The sequence below is a fragment of the Candidatus Competibacter denitrificans Run_A_D11 genome (genome assembly GCF_001051235.1).
In the GTDB taxonomy this organism is placed as follows: domain Bacteria; phylum Pseudomonadota; class Gammaproteobacteria; order Competibacterales; family Competibacteraceae; genus Competibacter_A; species Competibacter_A denitrificans.
On sequence record NZ_CBTJ020000020.1, the window covers coordinates 38969 to 60855 of the forward strand.

Consider the following 21887-nt stretch of genomic DNA (forward strand, 5'->3'; position numbering starts at 1 on the left):
GTTGCCAGGGTTGGTATCAAGATCATCGTCCTAAATCGCCACGACTCCGGCACTGTTATCTGCTTTGGCCCGCCCGTGTTCTTCTCGAATCACTTCCGCCAACACCGATAATCCGCGTTCCAGTTGTTCGGGGGTGGCGTGGCTAAAGTTCAGCCGCATAAAGGCACCATGTTGGGCGTTGGTGCTGGCAAAAAACGCCTCCCCAGGCATGAAGGCCACCTTACGCTCCAGCGACCGCACCAGCAGCGCACGGGTATCGCTACCGCCTTTCAGTCGTACCCAGAAAAACAAACCACCGCTCGGTGTCACCCATTCCGCCAGATCGCCAAGATGGCGGGTCAGCGCCTCCTGCATGGCGTCGCGCCGCTCTCGGTAAAATTCCCGTAGCCGTTCCAGATGGGCTGGATATTCGGCAGAAGTCAAAAATCGGGTGCACCACCACTGACCGATACGGTTGGTATGCAGATCGGTGGACTGCTTGAGCCGCACCAAATAGGGATGGACATTTGGCGAGGCAGCGATATAGCCGACCCGCAGGCCAGGAATGCCGGTTTTGGAAAAGGTGCCCATGTACATCCAGGTGTCTTTTTCGCCGAACCGAGCGCACAACGGGGTCCGATCCACCGGTTCGTAGACCAGTTCCCGATACGGTTCATCTTCCAGCAAAGGCGTGCCGGTTTCGCGTAAGACGGTAGCGACGGCTGCACGAGTCGCTTCGTCGTAACAGGCGCCCGCCGGATTCTGAAAAGTGGGAATGAGATAGACGAGGGCGGGTCGGTGGCGCTGGATGATTTGCCGTAACTGCTCTGGATCGATGCCAGCGGCCGTGAGCGATAACTCTTCGAAGCGGGCACCAAACAGTCGAAAGGATTGCAGTGCCGCCAGATAGCTCGGTGCCTCCACCGCCACCGGCGTGCCGGGGTCGATGTAGAGCTTGGATGCCAGATCAATGCCTTGCTGCGAACCGCTGGTGACCAGCACCTGTTCCGCTTTACAGCGCAGGCCAAGGCCGACCAATTGCGCAGCGATGGCGGCGCGCAATTCCGGCTCGCCATCGGTCGTGCCGTACTGGCTCAGATCGGGCGGCAACTCGCTTAAATCCAGTAAGGGCATAGCCTCCCGCGCGGGCAGACCACCGGCGAAGGAGATGATGTCCGGCTTTTGGGTGAGAGCGAGCAATTCCCGAATCAGAGAACTGGTCAGTCGGTCGATGCGTTCGGAGAACATGTGCTGTATCTCGCAGGGTTCAGTGCTTGAATTGTTCCGTAAAGCTCGGCCACTCTTCCTGGCGCGGCATCTGTAAATGCCAGCCGCGTTCCTGGAGATTTTTCAGGACTTCCGCCGTATCCTCTTGTGCGAGTTTACGTTCCGGCGATAGCTCCAAATCCATGACATGAGCCGCTTCCCCGATCAGTGTCTGTAAGCTTTCGGGAACGCAGGTGAAATCATCCTTGGTGGCGAGATAAAGATAGGTATCCTGTTTTTTTAGACTTTTATAGATGGCGCACTGCACAGATGCTCTCCAGGCGAAGGTTCGAGGCGGACAGGGTATAATGCCACATTGACCGAAAACCAGCAGGGTAGGGCGCGATGACCAATATCAACGAGCTGTTGCAAGGCTTTCACCGCTTCCGGCTCAAAAATTTTGAGCCGAACCGCGAGCTATTCAACCAACTGGCGATGAAAGGCCAAACCCCGCGTACCTTGTTGATCGGTTGCAGCGATTCGCGCGTCGATCCGGCGATCCTGACCGATTCCGCGCCGGGGGCGCTGTTTGTGATTCGCAACGTCGCCAATCTGATCCCACCCTGCGAAACGGGGGGCCGTTATCATGGTACCAGCGCGGCGGTGGAGTATGCCGTTTGTAATCTGGAAGTCGATAACATCATCGTGCTCGGTCATTCGCGCTGCGGCGGCATCAACGCGCTCCTGGAAGGTTACGGGGCGAATAATGAGGGCGAAGGCTATATCGCGCCCTGGGTGCAGATTGCCGCGCCCGCCCGTGATGAGGTGTTGCGACGCTGGCCGGATGCCAGCCGTGAATTCAAACAGCGCGCCTGTGAACGGGCAGGGGTGCGGGTGTCGCTGACCAATCTGATGACTTTTCCGTTTATTCGCCAGCGGGTTGAAGCCGGTTCCCTGCGGCTGTATGGCTGGTATTACGATTTGGAAAATGGCGAATTGATGCAGTATGACCCGGATAAAGATCGGTTTTATGATATGTATTTTGGCCCAATTCCGGTGGATGCCGGGTAAACCGCAACCATGATTCCCGCATTGAATCCTGCAACGCCATCTATGCACTGGATCGACCAGCGTGTCCGCTTGCACGCTATTAGCTGGCAAGGCTACGAGTCTTTATTAGCCCTGCGCGGCGAGCAGGGCGGGACGCGGGTGGCCTATCTGGATGGAGAACTTGAACTGATGTCGCCCTCGCTCAACCACGAGCTTTTGAAAAAAATGCTGGTGCGCTTGGTGGAAGCCTACGCTGAGGAAGGCGGCATTGAATTGAATGGCTATGGTTCGTGGACGATCAAGTCCGCCGAAGCTCGCTGCGGCGTTGAAGCCGATGAATGTTATACCGTGGGTGCGCGGACTACCCTACCGGAAAGACCCGATATTGCCATTGAGATCGTTTGGACTTCTGGCGGTATTGAAAAATTAGAAATTTATCGGGGCCTGGGCGTGCCGGAAGTCTGGTTTTGGCAAAAAGGCGGGCTGCGTTTCTTCCTGCTTCAGGGTGCGGACTATGTGCCCAGTACCCGCAGCCGATTATGGCCTGATCTCGATCCTGTGTTGATTGCCCGTTGCATGGGCGAAGCCAGCCAGACCCAAGCGGTACGCACTTTACGAGCCGTCCTGCGCAACCCTGAATCCTGAACTTTTCACTCGACCTTCTATTCTCCGACCCACGGAACCCCGCATGAACCCAACTTCCGCTGTTTCCATCCGCCGCGCTTTGATGAGCGTTTCCGATAAAACCGGCATCGTCGATTTCGCCCGTGCGCTGGCTGGACGGGGCGTCGAAATTCTCTCCACCGGCGGCACCGCCAAATTGTTAGCCAGCAATGCCGTACCCGTCATCGAAGTCGCTGATTACACCGGCTTTCCCGAAATGATGGACGGGCGGCTTAAAACCCTGCATCCGAAAATTCACGGCGGCTTGCTGGGTCGGCGCGGTGAGGATGAGGGTGCGATGGCCGAGCACAATATCCCACCGATTGATTTGCTGGTGGTCAATCTCTACCCGTTTGAAGCCACGGTTGCCAAACCACATTGCGCGCTGGCCGATGCGATTGAAAATATCGACATTGGCGGCCCGGCGATGCTACGCGCGGCGGCCAAAAATCACGCGGCGGTCACAGTCATTACCGATGCGGGCGATTACCAGCGCGTACTGGACGAAATGCAGGCCAACAACGGCGCGGTCAGCGCCGCCACCCGTTTTGATTTGGCAGTAAAGGTGTTTGAGCATACCGGCCGCTACGATGGCGCGATTGCCAACTATCTCGGTGGAATCCAGAAGGAAGGGGAACGCGATCCATTCCCGCGCACCTACAGCGTGCAATTCCGCAAGGCCCAGGAGATGCGTTACGGCGAGAACCCGCATCAAGGTGCGGCGTTTTACGTGGAGCTGCACCCGGCGGAAGCCTGCATTGCCACCGCTAAGCAGCTTCAGGGCAAGGAATTATCCTATAACAACGTCGCCGATACCGACGCCGCCTTGGAATGCGTCAAAAGCTTTAGCGCTCCGGCCTGCGTGATCGTCAAGCACGCTAATCCCTGCGGTGTGGCGATCAGCGCCAACATTTTGGACGCCTATGATCGCGCCTATAAAGCCGACCCGACCTCAGCCTTCGGCGGCATCATCGCCTTCAATCGGCCGCTGGATGGCGCAACCGCCAAGGCCATTGTGGATCGGCAATTTGTCGAGGTCATCATCGCCCCGGAAGTGACGCCGGAAGCCTTGGCCGCGACCGCCAGCAAGCAAAACGTGCGGGTGCTGGCTTGCGGCAACTGGGGCGACCAACGCGCGCCGGGTTGGGATTACAAGCGGGTGACCGGCGGCTTGCTGGTGCAAGATCGGGATTTGGGCCAGGTGGCGCGGTCTGCTTTGAAGGTCGTGACCAAGCGCCCGCCCAGCGAACAGGAATTGGTGGATTTGCAATTCGTCTGGCAGGTGGTGAAATTCGTCAAATCCAACGCCATCGTTTACGGCCGGGACGGAATGATTCTCGGCGTCGGTGCAGGGCAGATGAGCCGGGTGTTCTCGGCGCGCATCGCCGCCATGAAAGCCGCTGAGGAAAAGCTGACCCTACAGGGCGCGGCGATGGGTTCGGACGCCTTCTTCCCGTTCCGCGACGGCATCGATCTGGCCGCTGAATACGGCATCACCGCCGTCATCCAGCCGGGCGGCTCCATGCGCGATAAAGAAGTGATCGAAGCCGCCGACGAACACGGCATGACGATGGTGTTTACCGGAATGCGGCATTTCCGCCACTAATGACCATTTCCCCCTCTCCCTCTGGGAGAGGGGTTGGGGGTGAGGGGTTTTATGAATGTTTTGATCGTCGGCGGCGGTGGCCGCGAACACGCGCTGGCATGGAAAGTCGCGCAATCCAGCCGGGTGCGCAATGTCTATGTCGCACCGGGCAATGCTGGCACTGCCCGCGAACCCAAAGTCACCAATCTTCGCATCACCGCTGACGATCTGCCGGAATTGCTCAAATTCGCGCAAGGCCATCAGGTCGATCTTACCCTCATCGGGCCGGAAGTACCGCTGGTGCTGGGCATCACCGATTTGTTCAAGAATGCGGGCTTGCGTTGTTTCGGGCCGAGTCAGGCGGCGGCGCAACTGGAAGGCTCCAAGACCTTCACCAAGGATTTTCTGGCCCGCCACCACATCCCCACCGCCCGTTATCAGAGCTTTACTGATCCCGACGCGGCGGAAGCGTTCATCCGCGAGATGGGCGCGCCGGTGGTAGTCAAGGCCGATGGCCTGGCCGCTGGCAAGGGCGTGATTCTGGCCCAGAGCGAACTGGAAGCCATCGCCGCCGCGCGCAGCATGTTGAGCGGTGCGGAGTTTGGCGAGGCCGGGCGGCGGGTGGTGGTAGAGGAATTTCTGTATGGCGAGGAAGCCAGCTTCATCGTTATGACCGATGGTGAGCATATCCTGCCGTTTGCCTCCTCTCAGGATCACAAGGCGCGCGACAACGGCGACCGTGGCCCGAACACCGGCGGCATGGGCGCGTATTCGCCCGCGCCGGTGGTCACGCCACAACTGCACGACCGGATCATGGCCGAAGTGATCGAGCCAACCGTGCGCGGCATGGCGGCGGAGGGCTGCCGCTATGTCGGCTTTCTCTATGCCGGTCTGATGATGACCGCTGACGGCCCGAAAGTGCTGGAATACAACTGCCGCCTGGGCGATCCTGAAACCCAGCCGCTGATCCTGCGCTTGCGCTCCGATCTGGTGGATTTATGCGAGGCGGCGCTGGATGGTCGCCTGGGCGAGATCGCAGCCGATTGGGATTCTCGGCCTGCATTGGGCGTGGTGATGACTGCTGCGGGTTATCCCAGCGCGTATCGCAAGGGCGATGTCATCACCGGCTTGCCGGATCACGAGGGCGAGTTGGAGCCAGGCGTCAAATTGTTCCATGCGGGAACGGCGCAGACGCAAAACGGTGAGGTGGTGACGCACGGCGGTCGGGTGTTGTGTGCGACCGCGCTGGGCGGCACGGTGGCGGAAGCGCAGAGATCGGCTTACCAGCTAGCCAAGCAGGTCCATTGGGACGGTGCCTATTACCGCACCGACATCGGTTATCGGGCCATCGCACGGGAGCGGGGAAAATAGGTATGGCTATTGCGGCAACATCTACCCAAGCGCAACCGCTGGAGCTGGTCTGTCCGGCGGGCAATCTGCCCTCGCTGAAAACTGCCGTCGATCATGGAGCTGACTCGGTGTATATCGGCTTTCGGGACGATACCAACGCCCGTCATTTCCCTGGCCTGAACTTCGACGCCAAAACGGCCGCGCAAGGGATTCAGTACGCCCACGCCAAGAACCGGCATGTTTTTGTGGCCCTCAACACCTTTCCACAGCCGTCGGGTTGGGAACGCTGGCAGCGGGCGGTTGATCAGGCGGCGGATTTAGGCGTCGATGCCATCATCGCCGCCGACATCAGCGTGCTGGATTACGCCCAACGCACCCATCCTAATCTGCCGCTGCATCTATCGGTGCAGGGTTCGGCCACCAATTACGAAGCCATCCGCTTTTATCACGAGCATTTCGGTATTCGGCGGGTGGTGTTGCCACGGGTGCTGTCGCTGCCACAAGTCAAGCACGTCTTGGAGAACAGCCCGGTCGCTATCGAGGTGTTCGGCTTCGGCGGCTTGTGCATCATGGTCGAAGGCCGCTGTTTACTGTCATCCTATGTCACCGGCGAATCGCCCAACATGTGCGGGGTGTGCTCTCCGGCCAAAGCGGTGCGGTGGGAAGAAACCCCGCGCGGGCTAGAAACGCGGCTTGGCGGTTTGCTGATCGACCGCTACGAACCCGGCGAACCGGCAGGTTATCCCACACTGTGCAAGGGCCGGTTCGAAGTGGCTGAGCAAACCTATTACGCCATTGAGGAACCGACCAGTCTGAATACGCTGGAGCTATTGCCGGAACTGCACCAGATGGGGATCGCCGCGATCAAGATCGAAGGCCGTCAGCGCAGCCCGGCCTATGTGACGCAAGTGACCAAGGTCTGGCGAGCGGCCATTGATACTTGTCGGCGCAATCCGAGCGCTTACGCACCGAAACCGGATTGGTTACGAGAACTCGGCAAGGTGTCGGAAGGCCACCAGACTACGCTGGGCGCTTATCACCGGACTTGGCAGTGAGGCCACCATCATGAGCGAACAGCAGTCAAAACTCGCGCTGGGGCCAGTGTTGTATTACTGGCCCAAGGAAAAGCTGCTCGATTTTTATGAGCGGATGAGCGCTACACCGGTGGACATCATTTATCTCGGCGAAACGGTGTGTTCCAAGCGCCATGCCATGAATACCGCTGATTGGCTGGATCTGGCCGAACGAATGCGCGCGGCGGGCAAGGAGGTGGTGTTAGCCACGATGGCTTTGTTGGAAGCCGAATCAGAATTGAAGACCTTGCGCCGGTTATGTGAAAACGGCTGTTTCACGGTCGAAGCCAACGATATGGGCGCGGTGCGCTTGCTGTCCGAGCGGAAAACGCCGTTCGTGTTGGGAACAGGCATCAATGTCTACAGCGACCGGACGCTGCAATTTTTAGCGGGCCTGGGTGCGAAGCGCTGGGTGATGCCCGTCGAATTGTCGCGGACGACGCTGGCGTCGATTCAGGCAGGACGGCCGGAGGGCATGGAAACCGAGGTCTTCGTTTATGGCCGGATGCCGCTGGCGTATTCCGCCCGCTGTTTTACCGCCCGCCATCACAATCTGCCCAAGGATGATTGCCAGTATCGCTGTCTGGATTACCCGGAAGGCTTGATTCTGAGCACCCGCGAGGGGCTGACGTTTCTGGCACTTAACGGTATCCAGACCCAATCCGCCCAGACCTGTAATTTGTTGCCGGAACTGGAAGAATTGCGGGAACTGAAGGTAGACGTGCTGCGGATCAGTCCCCAGCCCGAAGGTACGGAGGCCGTTATTGCGGCGTTTGCCGCCTGTTTGCGCGGGGAGGGTGATCCTGTTAAAGACGCTGCGCGCTTGAATGCTGCTTTACCCTTGGGCGCTTGCGATGGCTATTGGCACGGGCAGCCGGGCTTACAACAGATGATGGAAACGGCGCTCCTTCAGGAAGGGGCCGCCTAGAGAGTCTGCTTGCTAGCCCAGCCTCTTTAGCATCTTTCGCTGCTATCCTAATCGTCTACCGATCCGCGTGGGCGATCATCCAAAAACAATGGATCGCCCGACTTTAACCGTTTCTCTGTCCTGATCATGGCCCAATCCCCTTATATCTTCACCAGCGCGGACGGCGCCGAGCGCGTCCCTTTGAAGACCTTCACCGAAAAAGCGTATTTGGATTATTCCATGTACGTCATTCTCGACCGTGCTCTACCGCACATCGGTGATGGGCTTAAACCAGTTCAGCGCCGCATTATTTACGCCATGTCCGAACTTGGCTTATCGGCCAGTTCCAAGCACAAGAAATCGGCTCGCACCGTCGGCGACGTGCTGGGTAAGTATCATCCACACGGTGATCTGGCCTGTTACGAAGCCATGGTCCTCATGGCCCAGCCCTTTTCTTATCGGTATCCGTTGGTGGATGGCCAGGGGAATTGGGGATCACCGGACGATCCCAAATCTTTTGCGGCCATGCGCTACACCGAAGCGCGGTTATCAGCCTTCGCCCAAGTGCTGCTCTCCGAACTCGGCCAGGGCACGGTGGAGTGGACGCCCAATTTCGATGGTACATTGGATGAGCCAGTTCTGTTGCCCGCCCGCTTGCCGCACGTTCTGCTGAATGGTGCCACCGGCATCGCGGTCGGTATGGCCACCGATATCCCACCGCATAATCTGGGTGAAATCGCGGCGGCCTGTGTGCAGTTGCTCGACCAGCCGGAAAGCGACCTGGACACCTTGTGCGAACTGGTGCCCGCACCCGATTTTCCCGGCGGCGCCGAGATCATCACGCCGCGCGAAGAACTGCGAAAGCTTTATCAGACCGGTAACGGTGGGGTGCGGATGCGCGCGCGCTTCGAGCGGGAAAACGGCGACGCCATCGTTATCACTGCCTTGCCCCACCAGGTCTCCGGCGCGCGGATCATGGAGCAGATCGCCGCACAGATGCGCGATAAAAAATTGCTGATGGTCGAGGATTTGCGCGATGAATCCGATCACGAAAACCCGACCCGGCTGGTGTTGGCGCTGCGTTCAAATCGGGTGGACAGCGATTTGTTGATGGATCATCTGTTCGCCACCACCGATCTGGAAAGGAGCTATCGGGTTAATCTCAACATGATCGGCTTGGACGGCCGTCCGCAGGTTAAGAACCTCAAGCAAATTCTCGAAGAATGGCTGTGCTATCGGGTCGCTACCGTTCGGCGCCGGTTGGAATACCGGCTAGGGCAGGTTGATCAGCGACTGCATATTCTCGACGGCCTGCTGATTGCTTATCTCAATTTGGACGAAGTGATCCGCATTCTACGCACCGAGGACAAACCCAAACCGGTTTTGATGGCCCGTTTCGGACTTTCCGATGCCCAGGCCGAGGCGATTTTGGAAACCAAGCTGCGCCATTTGGCCCGGCTTGAGGAAATGAAACTGCGTGGCGAACAGGACGAACTACGCGCTGAGCAGGGGCGCTTGCAGCTATTGCTTAGTTCAGAGAAGCGATTAAAGACGCTGATTCGAAAGGAAATTCAGGAAGATACCAAGCGGTTTGCCGACCCACGCCGCTGTCCATTGGTTGAGCGGCGGGCAGCGCAAGCCTTGGACGAAGCCAGTCTAACGCCGAGTGAGCCGACGGTAGTGGTCTTGTCGCAAAAGGGTTGGGTGCGTGCGGCCAAAGGCCGCGAGATCGACGCTGCTGCCTTGAGCTACAAAGCTGGCGATGGTTTTCTTGATCAGGCGCAGGGCCGCAGTAACCAGTCAGCGGTTTTTCTGGATAGCACCGGCCGTACTTATAGCCTACCCGTGGCCGGTTTGGCCTCGGCGCGCGGCTACGGTGAACCCTTGACTGGCAAGCTCAGCCCGCCGGATGGGGCGCGATTCGTCAGCGTGTTGTTGGGTAGTCCTGAAATGCTTTATCTGTTGGCGACTGATGCGGGCTACGGCTTTATCTGTACCTTCGATGACATGCTCAGCCGTAACAAAGCCGGCAAGCTGGTGCTGACGGTGCCGGAGGGAGCGAGCATCCTGTCACCGCTGCCGGTGATTAACCCTGCAACAGACCGTTTGGCGGCAGTCAGCAGTGGTGGTCGGTTTTTGATGTTCCCAGTCAATGACTTGCCACGCCTGCCTAAGGGCAAGGGCAATAAGATTATCGATTTGCCGGATGAGGAAAAGTTAATCACGCTCGCGCTTGCGCCGCCTGGCAAGGGTTTTGTCCTGACCGCCGGCAAGCGGGAATTGAAACTGAGGTCGACTGATTTGGAAACGTACAGCGGTGACCGGGGACGGCGGGGTAAACCGTTACCGCGCGGGTTTCAGCGGGTGGAGCGGGTCAGCGTCGCTGAGTGAGCACGCCACCACAGCCGGTAGCCCAATAATGCAGCCAACAGCCCTGCGTAAAGTAGCGGCTCGCGGAAGTCGGTTTTGACCAGCCACAGATAGTGCAGTACACCGAGTAGGCCGATCAGGTAAACCAGCCGGTGCAGTTGCTGCCAGCGTCGCCCTAACCGCTTCATCATTCGGTTGGTGGAAGTGATGGCCAGCGGAATCAACAGCAACCAAGCAGCGAAGCCGACCGTGATGTAAGGCCGTTCGGTGACATCCTCTAAGATCGACGCCCAATCGAAAAACTGGTCGAAAATCAAATACACGCTAATGTGAAGACAAGCGTAGAAAAATGCGAATAGCCCTATCATCCGCCGCACTTTCAGCGGCCATTGCCAGCCACTCAGGCGCCGTAACGGGGTGATGGCCAAGGTAAGCAGTAGAAAGCGCAAAGTCCAGTCGCCGGTGAAATGGCTGAGGGCTTCGACCGGATTGCTGCCTAGCGCATCTTGCCAAACCCGCCAGCCCAACCATGCCAGCGGTAGCAGGCTAACGCTAAAAATCAGCGCTTTAGCGATGAAAGAAAAGGGGTGAGCTTGTGGTGGCGCCATCGTGAATTCAGGAGGAATCGCAAAAAAAAGCCGGGACTTAATTGTCCCGGCAAATAACCACCAAAGGAAGGTGTGGAGAAGAACGACATCTTGCGATGTCGGCCGTAAGATTACGCAATTTTGTTGCGTTGCGTCAAGTTATTTTGCGCTGCAATAAAAAAAGCCGGAGCATTTTTTGGCTCCGGCAAACAACCACCAAAGGAGGATAAAACACAGCACTGATCCTATGTGCTGCAATGCAGTATAAAATTATTTGCTGCACCGCGTCAATCAATCTCTTGCTAAAACTGCTATCGAAGGTCTGGCCGGCACTACCTGGAATTTCAGTCGTGCCGCAAGACGATTTTTCCCAGATTCTGGGCCGACAGCAAACGCTGGTGGGCAGCAACCACCTGATCAAGCGCGAAAACTTGATCGATCACCGGTTCGATGTGATGTTCCACCATAAAATTCAACATTGCCGCAAATTCAGCCGGTGATCCCATGGTCGAACCGATGATGCGAGTTTGTCGGAAAAAGAGCCGGACCATATCCAGTCCGGCTGAGGGAGCGCCAGCGGTTGCGCCGTAAACCACCAGGCGGCCGCCGGGTTTTAGTAATGCAAGGCAACCGGGGAAATTATTGCCACCGGTGCCATCAATGACCACATCGACACTACCAGTCATTTCAGCCAACTGCTTGGGCCAGTTTTCCATGTGATAATTGATGCCGCCCGCCGCTCCCAACTGGCACGCTTGCTCCAGTTTATCGGCGTTGCCGCTGGTCACGAAGGTACGTGCGCCAAGCCCGACCGCCCATTTCAAGGCGAAGGTCGCGACGCCGCCCCCGATGCCAGTGACCAGCACGGTTTCACCGGGCTGTGCAGCCGCTTGCGTCATCAGCGCACGCCAAGCCGTCAAACCGGCTAGCGGGATAGCGGCCGCTTGTTGCCAATTGAGGAACGTAGGTTTAGGAAAAACGTGGCTGGCGGGCACGCAGATAAACTCGGCAAACGTGCCGGGATCGGGCATCCCCAGAACGCGGAAACTGGGGCTGGGAAAACGGGTATCCGATCCCCAGTCGTAGGCTGGATAGATGACCACTTCCTGGCCCAGTAATTCTGTCGGCACATCCGGTCCCAGTCGATCAATCGTTCCGGCGCCATCCGACCCCATGGAGCAGGGCAACCGAATGCCGGGATATTGTCCGAGCGTGATCCAGACATCGCGCCGGTTAAGTGCCGAGGCGTGCAGCTTAACGCGAACGTGTCCGGCTTGAGGTTCTGGGGTAGGGGTTTCGATCAGGTTCAACTGCTCAGGCCCACCCAGTTTTGAGAGGCTAACAGCTTTCATGGGGATACTATCCTTAGGTTGATTGGCATGTTGCGGTTGCCCGCGTTGGGTATAGTATTTGGATTAGATTGGCCGCTACCGACCGCTCCTGCAAGCGGGGTTTCTTCACTTACCGCCAAAATGTTCTAACTTTAACTGAACAAGTGTTGCTGGGAGGGGTTCTGACCGCTAATCGGATCGCTCCCGCAGCCATATCGGCTAGAGCGCCCCTGTAAAGTGCCGTCATTTCGGGCCGCTGGCTTCGAGGGGAATGACTGAAAGCTCTCCAACTCGTTCCGATGACGGGGACGGAAGATTTTCTCACCACCAGACGATAAACAAAGAGAAGCACGATGACTGACAAGCCTATCAATATGACGCGCCCGCTGGATTTGACGCAAGAAAAGCGCAATGTCGGCCCGCAGCGCATGCAGCGGCCGCTTTATGTGGATCTGCTGCCTACTTGCAATAATGCCTGTCCAGCAGGTGAGAATATCCAAGCTTGGCTGGCCCATGCGCAAGCCGGTCGCTTCAAGGAAGCCTGGCAGAGTTTGACCGAAAATAACCCGATGCCCGGCATCCACGGCCGGGTCTGCTACCATCCCTGTGAAACGGCCTGTAACCGAGGCAAGCTCGATTCCTCGGTCAGTATTCATGCGGTGGAACGGTTCCTCGGTGATTTGGCCTTGCAGGAGAACTGGCAGTTCACCGTCACCGCACCGCCCACTGGCAAGCGTATTCTCGTCGTCGGCGCCGGTCCCAGCGGTTTGTCTGCCGCCTATCATCTGGCGCGCATGGGTCACACCGTCGAAATCTTCGAGGCCGGGCCGATGGCCGGCGGCATGATGCATTTTGGCATTCCATCCTACCGCTTACCGCGCGATGTACTGGACGCTGAGATCAAGCGGATCGAGAACATGGGCGTCAAGATCGTGCTCAATCATCGGGTCGATGATCTGATGGCTGAAAAAGAAGCTGGCAAGTTCGATGCGCTGTTCATCGCCGTCGGTGCGCACATCAGTAAGCGCACCGAAATCCCTTCCCGTGACGCGGGCAAGATGCTGGATGCCATCAGCTTCCTGAAGGATGTGGAAACTGGCAACGCCCCCAAACTAGGCCGCAAGGTCGCTATCTACGGCGGCGGCAACACCGCGATGGACGCCGCCCGCGTCGCCAAACGCCTGGGTTACGAGCCGCTGATCATCTACCGGCGCGACCGCGCCCACATGCCCGCACACGACTTCGAAGCCACCGAGGCTCTCGAAGAAGATGTGAAGATCCACTGGCTGCGCACGATCAAGAACATTGAGGAAAACAAGTTCACGGTCGAAATCATGGAGGTCGATGCCAAGGGTCGGCCACAGCCGACGGGTCAGTTCGAGACCTTGGAGGCCGATGCGCTGATCATGGCGCTGGGCCAGGATGTCGATACCAGTTTCATGCGCAAAGTGCCGGGCGTCGAGTTCAAGGATGATGGCGTGGTGATGGTGGATGAGACCATGATGACCGGTTATCCGGGGCTGTTCGCCGGTGGCGACATGGTGCCGTCTGATCGTACCGTGACGATTGGCGTTGGCCATGGCAAAAAAGCCGCCCGCCATATCGACGCCTGGTTGCGTGGTGGCACCTACCTCAAACCGCCCAAGGCAGCGCTGGCGACCTTTGAAAAGCTGCATGTCTGGTATTACACCGACACCGCGCAGCGTCCGCAGGGTCATCTGGAGATGAAAGCGCGCGTGAGCAGCTTTGAGGAAGTCGTCGGCGGCCTGAGTCAAAAAGAAGCTTTGTACGAAGCCCGTCGCTGTCTGTCATGTGGCAATTGCTATGAGTGCGATGGCTGCTACGGGGCTTGCCCGGAAGACGCCATCATCAAATTGGGGCCGGGCAAACGCTATCGCTACAACTACGATCTTTGCACCGGCTGTGCGGTGTGTTTCGAACAGTGCCCTTGCCATGCCATCGACATGATTCCCGAACCACCGGTGGAAGCGTCAGAGTCGGCAAGCTGACGCCCAGCCTTCAGAAAGTGAGCTATCCCCGACGCTACTGATCGGCGCGGGGAGGCGAATCCCGTTTTCCGAATCACCGCCCGCCCGCTCCGGCGTGGGCCAAGAGAAGAGAAGCACACACAATGACCGAACGGAAAGTCACCACCATCGACGGTAACGAGGCTGCGGCCTACGTCGCCTATCGCGTCAACGAAGTTTGTACCATCTATCCCATTACCCCATCCTCGACCATGGCCGAGCTGGCCGATCAATGGGCGTCGGAAGGCGTCAAGAATATCTGGGGGACGATCCCCTTGGTTGTGGAGATGCAGCATGAAGGTGGGGCAGCGGGTGCGGCTCACGGTGCGTTGCAAACCGGTGCCTTGACCACCACCTTCACCGCGTCGCAGGGCCTCCTGCTGATGATCCCCAACATGTACAAGATCGCCGGTGAACTCACCTCGGCGGTGTTCCATGTCGCTGCCCGCGCTCTGGCCACCCAGGGCTTGTCGATTTTTGGCGACCATCAGGACGTGATGTCAGTGCGCCCGACCGGTTTTTGCATGTTGGTGTCCGCATCCGTGCAAGAAGCGCACGATATGGCGCTGATCGCTCAAGCCGCCACCCTGGAAGCGCGGGTGCCGTTCATCCATTTCTTCGATGGTTTCCGCACCTCGCACGAGGTCAACAAGCTCACGCTGCTGACCGATGACGATATGCGGGCCATGATCCGCGAAGATCTGGTTCTTGCCCACCGCAATCGGGGCTTGAATCCCGACCGGCCGTTTATTCGCGGTACCGCACAAAACCCTGACACGTATTTCCAGGCCCGCGAAACGGTCAACCCGTTCTATGCCAAGGTGCCAGGAATCGTCCAGGCCGCGATGGATAAGTTTGCCGGCATCACCGGCCGCGCCTATAAGCTGTTTGACTATTTTGGTGATCCCAACGCCGAGCGCGTAGTGGCCCTGATGGGTTCCGGCGCGGAAACTGCCCGCGAAGCCGCTGATTATTTGAACGCGCGCGGGGAGAAAGTGGGTGTGTTGCAGGTTCGCCTGTACGCTCCCTTATCGGCGGCGCATTTCCTGGCGGTGCTGCCAGCCAGCGCTAAATCCATCGCCGTGCTGGAACGTACCAAGGAACCCGGTGCCACCGGTGAGCCGATGTATTTGGAGATCGTCAACACCCTGGTAGAAGCGCAGATCGAGGGCACCTTGCGTACCCCGACGATGCCTCGCGTCATCGGTGGCCGTTATGGCTTGTCGTCCAAGGAGTTTACCCCGGCGATGGTCAAGGCGGTGTTCGACGAATTGGCCAAAGCGAAGCCCAAGAATCATTTCACGGTCGGTATTAACGATGACGTGATGCACACCAGTTTGGATGTAGACCCGCATTTCGTCATTGAGTCCGATAAAGTGGTGCGGGCGATGTTCTTCGGACTGGGTGCGGACGGCACGGTCGGCGCTAACAAGAACTCGATCAAGATCATCGGCGACGACCCCGAATTTTTTGCGCAGGGCTATTTCGTCTACGACTCCAAGAAGTCCGGCTCGCAAACGGTTTCGCATCTGCGTTTCGGGCCTGATCCGATCCAATCGCCTTATCTGGTGCAGTCGGCCAACTTCATTGGCGTCCATCAGTTCAACTTCCTGGATCGCGGCGATGTGCTGACCCGCGCCGCGCCGGGTGCCATCGTGTTGCTTAACACCAGCCCGCATGAGCCGGAAGAGGCTTGGGATCGGATTCCTCGGCCGGTGCAACAGGAAATTATTGATAAGAAGTTAGAGGTTTACGGCATCAATGCCGAGAAGGTAGCCCGCGACAACGGCATGGGTTCGCGGATCAACACCATCATGCAAACCTGCTTCTTTGCGATTTCCAAGGTGTTGCCGCGCGACAAGGCCATCGAAAAGATCAAGTATTCAATCAAGAAAACCTACGCGCGTAAGGGTGAGGAAGTCGTCAAGAAGAACTTTGTGGCGGTCGATAATACCCTGGTCAATCTGAAACAGATTCCGGTACCGGCGCAAGCCACCGGAACGCGCCAGTTACCGCCGACGGTGCCAGCCAATGCCCCAGAATTCGTGCGCAATGTGACGGCCATGATGATGGCCGGGCGCGGCGATGAATTGCCGGTTAGCGCCCTGCCGGTCGATGGCACCTACCCCAGCGCCACCACCCAGTGGGAAAAGCGCAATATTTCCAACTTCGTGCCGATCTGGGAACCGGAAATCTGCATCCAGTGTGGCAATTGCAGCATGGTCTGTCCGCACGGTGTCATCCGCTCCAAGTTCTATCATCAAAATAGCCTGGAGGAAGCACCGAAAGCGTTTAAGACGGCGCCGATTGATGCACGCGGTTTTCCTGATATTCGCTATACCTTGCAAGTCTATCTGGAGGACTGCACCGGTTGTTCGTTGTGCGTCGAGGTCTGCCCGGCCAAGAGCAAGGAAAAGGTCGGCCATAAGGCGATCAATATGGCGCTCAAGGAGCCGGTGTTGGATAACGAGCGCGCCAATATCAACTTCTTTGAGACCCTGCCGGAAGTGGATCGTGGACGGGTCGATTTCTCAACGGTGCGCGGCGTGCAGTTCTTGCCGCCGCTGTTTGAGTTCTCCGGCGCGTGCTCTGGCTGCGGCGAAACGCCCTATGTCAAGCTGCTATCGCAACTGTTTGGTGACCGCTTGCTGGTGGCTAATGCCACCGGTTGCTCCTCGATCTATGGCGGTAATCAGCCGACCACGCCGTGGTCGGTCAACAGCGAGGGTCGTGGTCCGGCGTGGTCGAATTCCCTGTTCGAGGATAACGCCGAATTCGGCTTAGGGTTCCGGCTGACCGCTGATAAGCACTTGGTGTATGCGTGCGAGCTGCTGAAAGCGTTGGCTTCCAGGATCGGCGAGGAACTGGTGACCGATCTGCTGGAGGCTGAGCAAGTCACCGAGATCGACATTCGCCGCCAGCGAGGCCGCTTGGCGGAACTCAAGCAACGTCTGCAAGGCATAACTGATCCGCGCGCCGCTCAGTTATTGGCGATTGCCGATCAGCTAGTTCGGCGCAGTGTTTGGATTGTGGGCGGCGATGGTTGGGCTTACGACATCGGTTCTTCCGGTGTCGATCATGTGCTGGCCAGCGGGCGCGATGTCAACATCCTGGTGATGGATACCGAGGTTTATTCCAACACCGGTGGCCAGATGTCGAAATCCACGCCGTTGGGTGCGGTGGCCAAGTTTGCAGCGGCGGGCAAGACGATTGGTAAGAAAGACATGGCGTTGCAGGCCATTTCTTACGGCAATGTTTATGTGGCGCGGATTGCGCTAGGTGCCAATCCGCAGCAGACATTGCTGGCCTTCCGCGAAGCCGAAGCCTATCCAGGGCCGTCGCTGATTTTGGCCTACAGCCACTGCATCGCCCACGGCATCAATATGCAAAAGGGCCTTGAACAACAGTGGCTGGCGGTGGAGTGCGGCCATTGGCCTTTGGTGCGCTACAATCCAGCGGTACGGGAAAGCGGCGCCAATCCCTTTGTGCTGGATTCGGCACGCCCGAAGATTCCGCTGAAGCAGTATGCCTACAACGAGGTGCGCTACAAGGTGCTGGCCCATACCAACCCCAAGGAAGCCGAGCATCTGATGGATCTGGGCCAACAAGCCATCAACCAGCGTTGGTCGGTTTACGAGGAAATGGCGGCCCGCAGTGGTGCGACGTTCCAGCCCAAGTTCAAATAACAACAGCGCGCGGCGGGTTCCGCACCGGTTTGGTTCGGTGCCCGCCCCATTACCCGTATTCCGCATTCAGAAGGAAACGCCATGGATTTACGAACCACTTACATGGGGATGGAACTGAAGCATCCCATCGTCGCGTCGGCCTCACCGCTGAGCGGGACTGTCGCCAACATTAAGCGCCTGGAAGATGCCGGCGCCTCGGCCGTCGTTATGTTCTCGCTGTTCGAGGAGCAGTTGAAACATGAGAGCGCCGCGCTGGAGCACCTGATGACCGCTGGCACCGAGAGCTTCGCCGAATCGCTGAGCTATTTTCCAGAAGTGGACGACTATACGGTCGGCCCGGACAATTATCTGGATTTGTTACGGCGGGCATCTGAGGCCGTGGATATCCCTATTTTCGGTAGCTTGAACGGCATCACCAACACCGGCTGGATTGAGTACGCGCAGTTGATGCAGCAGGCGGGGGCTAAGGGTATCGAACTGAATATTTATTATATCCCCGCCGATCTGACTACCAGTGGCCGTGAAGTTGAGGAACGCTACGTCGAGATCGTCAAAGGGGTGAAGGCGGCAGTGACGGTGCCGGTGGCGGTCAAGCTGAGTCCGTTTTTCAGTGCTATTGGCTCAATGGCCAAGAAGCTGGATGACGCTGGGGCCGATGCGCTGGTGCTGTTTAACCGATTCTATCAGCCGGATTTTGATCTGGATAAGCTGGATGTAGCGCCGAATCTGAGCCTCAGCACATCTGAAGAGATTCGCCTGCCACTGCTGTGGATCGCCGTGCTGTACGGGCGGCTGCGGGCTTCACTGGGTGCGACGCGGGGCGTGCATACACCGGTTGACGTGGTGAAGTATCTGATGGCCGGCGCAGATGTGGTGATGACCACTTCGGCCTTGCTGAAGAACGGCATCGATTACATGACGACGCTGCATGATGGTTTGCAGGCTTGGATGGAAATGCATCACTATGTGTCGGTCGCGCAGATGAAAGGCTCGATGAGCCAGCAGAACGTCACCGATCCGACCGCTTTCGAGCGCGCTAATTACATCAAGACGCTGGAAAGTTATAAGGGTGATTACATGTGACCGACTGCCATTTCGTGTGATGGTGAAAAAGGGACTGCGAGAGCGGTCCCTTTTTTTAAGGGTAAGAGCAACCGGCCAATTTAGGCTCACTCATTTGTTGGAGCGTTGAGACTTTTATGTAAGTGTGCTTGCAACAACTGGCTCTGGCTGTATTGAATTCGTTGGGAATCCAAATGGCCGTATTTGATGAGCAGGGCGTTATTTTGTACGTCAATCGCTCTTGGATCAGCTTTGGCCAGTCTAATGGACTAGACAGCGATGATCAGCGGATCGGTAGGAGCTACTGTAATCGTGGCGAGATGGGAATAGCGAATATGGCTTGAGTTACCGGGGATTAAGCGATTAACCCTTATAACCGTCTGAAATCAAATAAATTTTCTTGGCCGATACCGATTCTGTCGTAATCTGCTGAACCAAGCCGCTGAGAGCCGCTTCCTTGGCGTCGATATACCAATCGTCATCACCAAAAACCGAGCGTTCAATCCGCGCTGTTTCGATTCGCATACAGCTATTCAATATATTCAGTACGCTTTCCTGTTGAAGATTGATTTTTTTCGATACCGCAGCCAGTTTGCCCGGCGAATAGCCGCTTAGACTCCATTTGACCGAGTGAATGGTAAAGATCGAACGCGGATGCGCATATCGCCGACTGCCAAGGCAATACAAATGGACCGCAGCCGACTCAACCTGATTAACGTTATAAGTCGTTATAGTGATTGGTAGCGGTTTGAGGAGGTTGTAGGCAGAAATGGAATAGCTTGGGTCGCCGCCCGTGCTATTCATATTAATGCGGAAATGAGTTTCGCCATTGGCGGTTTCCGCCAAAATCGTTTTGACGAGAAAGCCGATATTGGCCGCGTCGATACTGCCAAAGTAATTGATTAAAATGGGTCTGTCCGTAATACCGCCCTGACTTTTTTGTTCAGCGAGTGGCCCTTTCACTCCATCTTGGACGGCCACATTAGAAGCGGCGCTTTGCTTATTAGCTAAGGAATCGGCTGGAGTACTCAGTTCTTTGGCCGACCCGCTACCGGTAATGGTTTTTGCCGCTTCAAGATCACCATTGGAAGGAGTATGAGAGCAGGCTGTGATGAGGCAGGCAACGACTAGCCCGATAAGCGATGCGGTGGTTTTATCGGGCGTCGTGCTGATGGGCGCTACCCCCCTAAGTGGGCTAGGGGAGGTAGGGTGGGAGCGATAAAAGTTCAGGTGATCACCGTCGGTGCTGCGCGGCCAGTGCGTTCACGGATACCGGCGAGGCTGTTGGCGATGCCGATCAGTTCCGCCAAGGCTTGCTGGGTATCAAGATCATGCTTGGCTGGATCGGGTTCGTAGGCTTCGATATAGACCCGCAAAGTAGCGCCCTCGGTGCCGGTGCCGGATAAACGATAAACGATCCGGGAACCATCCTTGAAACCGATGCGAATGCCTTGCTGTTCGCTCACACTGTCGTCGATGGGATCGACATACCGAAAATCGTCGGTGTAATCCACCGTGTACGACCCCAGTTTTTGGTCCGGCAGGGTCGCGGATTGAGCGCGCAGCGCATTGACTAACCCTTCAGCGGCTTTGCTATCCACGGCTTCGTAATCGTGCCGCGTATAGTAGTTGCGTCCATAAGTGCGCCAGTGCTCGCGCACGATGTCAGCCACGGATTTCCGCGATGCGGCCAGGATGTTCAACCAAAACAGCACCGCCCACAGTCCATCTTTCTCGCGGACATGATCCGAGCCAGTACCAAAGCTTTCCTCACCGCACAGCGTGATGCGCCCAGCATCCAGCAAGTTGCCGAAGAACTTCCAACCGGTCGGTGTTTCATAGCAGTTCAAGCCCAATTTGGCCGCTACGCGATCCGCCGCTTGGCTGGTTGGCATTGAGCGCGCCACGCCCGCCAGCCGGCGATAGCCGGGCACCAGCTTGGCGTTGGCCAAAATCACCGCCAGGCTGTCGCTGGGGGTGACGAAAAAATGCCGCCCCAACACCATGTTACGGTCGCCATCACCATCCGAAGCTGCGCCGAAATCGGGGGCATCTGCTCCAAAAAGGTAATCGGCCAATTCCTTAGCATAGACCAGATTCGGATCGGGATGACCATGGCCAAAATCTTCCAGGGGCACGCCATTGACCACCGTGCCGGCTGGTGCACCTAAGCGGTTTTCTAGAATCTCACGGGCATAGGGGCCGGTCACTGCGTGCATGGCATCGAACCGCATCCGAAAGCCTGACTGGAACAGGGAACGAATTTGCTCGAAATCGAATAACTCTTCCATCAAGTCGGCGTAATCACTCACCGAATCGACGATGTCAACCCGCATGTCGCCGACTAAGGTCGTTCCTAGTTTATCGAGATCGATATCCGGCGTATCCAACTGGTGATAGCGGTTGATGTGTAAGGTGGCGGAGTAAATGGCTTCCGTGACTTTTTCTGGAGCGGGACCTCCGTTTGGGGTGTTGAATTTGATCCCAAAATCCTCATCTGGCCCACCGGGATTGTGACTGGCAGAAAGGATGATGCCGCCGCGCGCACCATGCTTACGGATCATGTACGAGACGGCTGGCGTGGAGAAAATCCCACCCTGACCGAGAATGACCCGATCACAGCCGTTGGCGGCGGCAATGCGCAGAATGATCTGGATCGCTTGGCGGTTGTAATAACGGCCATCGCCACCAACCACCAGGGGTGCATCTTCCTCATTGGGCTGGGTATCAAAAATAGCTTGCACGAAATTTTCTAAATAATGCGGCCGCTCGAAGACCTTAACTTTTTTACGCAGCCCTGATGTACCGGGTTTTTGATCTTGAAACGGTTGAGTGGCAATGGTTTCAACAGTCATGGTGCGGTGCCCCTTCGGGATTTTATTGTGGTCGATGACAAAAGAATTATGCACTTGTTGGCCGTGCGATAGAACAGCCAGAGCGTGGAGATACCAGCGGGCACTGATTGCGGGCCGCCAACTGCGTAACTGCCAAATAATCGACTATGATGAGCA

At 57.3% G+C, this 21887-nt stretch carries 16 protein-coding genes; 10 read left to right on the forward strand and 6 right to left on the reverse strand.

Annotated elements, in window-relative coordinates; all coding sequences use genetic code 11:
* Positions 1-30: 30 nt before the first annotated feature.
* Positions 31-1227, reverse strand: a complete 1197-nt coding sequence (locus BN873_RS02345; protein ID WP_048670366.1) for an aminotransferase-like domain-containing protein — start codon at positions 1225-1227, stop codon at positions 31-33.
* A 19-nt stretch (positions 1228-1246) separates the two neighbouring features.
* Complete coding sequence (locus BN873_RS02350) at positions 1247-1513, reverse strand: YcgL domain-containing protein (RefSeq protein ID WP_048670367.1); 267 nt, start codon at positions 1511-1513, stop codon at positions 1247-1249.
* A 77-nt stretch (positions 1514-1590) separates the two neighbouring features.
* On the opposite strand from BN873_RS02350, the gene BN873_RS02355 reads away from it, so the two are divergent.
* The 7 genes from BN873_RS02355 to parC all read left to right on the forward strand — a co-directional run bounded on the left by BN873_RS02355 (position 1591) and on the right by parC (position 10204).
* A complete protein-coding gene (locus BN873_RS02355; protein WP_048670368.1) occupies positions 1591-2256 on the forward strand; it encodes a carbonic anhydrase in 666 nt (221 codons plus the stop codon).
* Between the two features lie 9 nt (positions 2257-2265).
* Entirely contained in the window at positions 2266-2880 is a 615-nt protein-coding gene (locus tag BN873_RS02360) for a Uma2 family endonuclease (RefSeq protein WP_048670369.1), read from the forward strand.
* A 43-nt stretch (positions 2881-2923) separates the two neighbouring features.
* On the forward strand, positions 2924-4504 hold the full coding sequence (gene purH, locus BN873_RS02365; protein WP_048670370.1) for a bifunctional phosphoribosylaminoimidazolecarboxamide formyltransferase/IMP cyclohydrolase: 1581 nt from the start codon (positions 2924-2926) through the stop codon (positions 4502-4504).
* A gap of 51 nt (positions 4505-4555) precedes the next feature.
* A complete protein-coding gene (gene purD, locus BN873_RS02370) occupies positions 4556-5854 on the forward strand; it encodes a phosphoribosylamine--glycine ligase (protein ID WP_048670371.1) in 1299 nt (432 codons plus the stop codon).
* 38 nt (positions 5855-5892) lie between these two features.
* The gene (gene ubiU / locus BN873_RS02375; RefSeq protein WP_420883363.1) at positions 5893-6888 is read left to right on the forward strand and encodes a ubiquinone anaerobic biosynthesis protein UbiU; all 996 of its coding nucleotides are present in this window, start codon (positions 5893-5895) and stop codon (positions 6886-6888) included.
* A gap of 10 nt (positions 6889-6898) precedes the next feature.
* Positions 6899-7834: a U32 family peptidase gene (locus BN873_RS02380; RefSeq protein WP_048670373.1), complete on the forward strand. Its 936-nt coding sequence runs from the start codon at positions 6899-6901 to the stop codon at positions 7832-7834.
* A 126-nt stretch (positions 7835-7960) separates the two neighbouring features.
* The gene (parC, locus tag BN873_RS02385; protein WP_048670374.1) at positions 7961-10204 is read left to right on the forward strand and encodes a DNA topoisomerase IV subunit A; all 2244 of its coding nucleotides are present in this window, start codon (positions 7961-7963) and stop codon (positions 10202-10204) included.
* Here parC and BN873_RS02390 read toward each other — a convergent pair.
* Positions 10171-10791, reverse strand: a complete 621-nt coding sequence (locus BN873_RS02390; protein ID WP_048670375.1) for a protein-methionine-sulfoxide reductase heme-binding subunit MsrQ — start codon at positions 10789-10791, stop codon at positions 10171-10173. The two genes, parC and BN873_RS02390, sit on opposite strands and share 34 nt — an antisense overlap.
* Positions 10792-11114: 323 nt before the next feature.
* Positions 11115-12122: a zinc-binding dehydrogenase gene (locus tag BN873_RS02395; protein ID WP_048670376.1), complete on the reverse strand. Its 1008-nt coding sequence runs from the start codon at positions 12120-12122 to the stop codon at positions 11115-11117.
* A 332-nt stretch (positions 12123-12454) separates the two neighbouring features.
* Between BN873_RS02395 and BN873_RS02400 the strand changes: the two genes are divergently transcribed.
* From BN873_RS02400 to BN873_RS02410, 3 genes are all read left to right on the forward strand, one after another.
* Complete coding sequence (locus tag BN873_RS02400; RefSeq protein WP_048670377.1) at positions 12455-14110, forward strand: NAD(P)-binding protein; 1656 nt, start codon at positions 12455-12457, stop codon at positions 14108-14110.
* A 122-nt stretch (positions 14111-14232) separates the two neighbouring features.
* Complete coding sequence (gene nifJ, locus BN873_RS02405) at positions 14233-17814, forward strand: pyruvate:ferredoxin (flavodoxin) oxidoreductase (protein WP_048670378.1); 3582 nt, start codon at positions 14233-14235, stop codon at positions 17812-17814.
* Positions 17815-17895: 81 nt separating this feature from the next.
* Complete coding sequence (locus BN873_RS02410) at positions 17896-18897, forward strand: dihydroorotate dehydrogenase-like protein (protein ID WP_048670379.1); 1002 nt, start codon at positions 17896-17898, stop codon at positions 18895-18897.
* A gap of 342 nt (positions 18898-19239) precedes the next feature.
* Here the strand turns inward: BN873_RS02410 and BN873_RS02420 are convergent, their stop codons facing one another.
* Both BN873_RS02420 and BN873_RS02425 read right to left on the reverse strand, forming a co-directional pair.
* A complete protein-coding gene (locus BN873_RS02420; protein ID WP_048670381.1) occupies positions 19240-19857 on the reverse strand; it encodes an ATP-dependent Clp protease proteolytic subunit in 618 nt (205 codons plus the stop codon).
* Positions 19858-20102: 245 nt separating this feature from the next.
* A complete protein-coding gene (locus tag BN873_RS02425) occupies positions 20103-21731 on the reverse strand; it encodes an alpha-D-glucose phosphate-specific phosphoglucomutase (RefSeq protein WP_048670382.1) in 1629 nt (542 codons plus the stop codon).
* Between the last annotated feature and the right edge of the window lie 156 nt (positions 21732-21887).

What these genes read in the sequence shown, in the direction of transcription:
- parC (WP_048670374.1), top strand. Translation starts at nt 7,961, where the DNA reads ATGGCCCAATCCCCTTATATCTTCACCAGCGCGGACGGCGCCGAGCGC.
- purD (WP_048670371.1), top strand. Translation starts at nt 4,556, where the DNA reads ATGAATGTTTTGATCGTCGGCGGCGGTGGCCGCGAACACGCGCTGGCA.
- BN873_RS02395 (WP_048670376.1), bottom strand. Translation starts at nt 12,122, where the DNA reads ATGAAAGCTGTTAGCCTCTCAAAACTGGGTGGGCCTGAGCAGTTGAAC.
- BN873_RS02390 (WP_048670375.1), bottom strand. Translation starts at nt 10,791, where the DNA reads ATGGCGCCACCACAAGCTCACCCCTTTTCTTTCATCGCTAAAGCGCTG.
- nifJ (WP_048670378.1), top strand. Translation starts at nt 14,233, where the DNA reads ATGACCGAACGGAAAGTCACCACCATCGACGGTAACGAGGCTGCGGCC.
- BN873_RS02345 (WP_048670366.1), bottom strand. Translation starts at nt 1,227, where the DNA reads ATGTTCTCCGAACGCATCGACCGACTGACCAGTTCTCTGATTCGGGAA.
- BN873_RS02400 (WP_048670377.1), top strand. Translation starts at nt 12,455, where the DNA reads ATGACTGACAAGCCTATCAATATGACGCGCCCGCTGGATTTGACGCAA.
- BN873_RS02355 (WP_048670368.1), top strand. Translation starts at nt 1,591, where the DNA reads ATGACCAATATCAACGAGCTGTTGCAAGGCTTTCACCGCTTCCGGCTC.
- purH (WP_048670370.1), top strand. Translation starts at nt 2,924, where the DNA reads ATGAACCCAACTTCCGCTGTTTCCATCCGCCGCGCTTTGATGAGCGTT.
- BN873_RS02410 (WP_048670379.1), top strand. Translation starts at nt 17,896, where the DNA reads ATGGATTTACGAACCACTTACATGGGGATGGAACTGAAGCATCCCATC.
- BN873_RS02425 (WP_048670382.1), bottom strand. Translation starts at nt 21,731, where the DNA reads ATGACTGTTGAAACCATTGCCACTCAACCGTTTCAAGATCAAAAACCC.
- BN873_RS02360 (WP_048670369.1), top strand. Translation starts at nt 2,266, where the DNA reads ATGATTCCCGCATTGAATCCTGCAACGCCATCTATGCACTGGATCGAC.
- BN873_RS02380 (WP_048670373.1), top strand. Translation starts at nt 6,899, where the DNA reads ATGAGCGAACAGCAGTCAAAACTCGCGCTGGGGCCAGTGTTGTATTAC.